We start from the raw sequence: 245 nt of genomic DNA, 5'->3' as shown, positions 1-245 counted from the left end.
AACGAAAATGATTGGCCGCAAGATGCTACCCATTCTACAAAAAGAGGATGGAAGTTACTTACCAGAAAGCTTAGATATTGTTCATTATGTTGATCAGTTAGCAGAGCCTAAAATCATTCAGTCCGAGGTTTCACCTGAAATTGATAGATGGTATCAAGCTGTTTCTGAAACGGTATATAAATTAGTTGTTCCTCGTTTTACTCAGGCTGAATTTCCTGAATTAAGTACGAAAGAGGCTAGAGCCG

The 245-nt window shown here is 38.4% G+C and carries 1 protein-coding gene; it reads left to right on the top strand.

What is annotated here, in order from left to right:
- The coding region (locus ABN217_RS19685) for a glutathione S-transferase N-terminal domain-containing protein (RefSeq protein WP_349459921.1) at positions 1 to 245 on the top strand (245 nt) is incomplete at both ends.

Origin of the sequence: Proteus sp. fly-1067 (assembly GCF_040139345.1) — a bacterium.
Taxonomy (GTDB): domain Bacteria; phylum Pseudomonadota; class Gammaproteobacteria; order Enterobacterales; family Enterobacteriaceae; genus Proteus; species Proteus vulgaris_B.
Note: the sequence above shows the minus strand (reverse complement) of the source record. Positions and strands in the feature narration are given on the sequence as shown.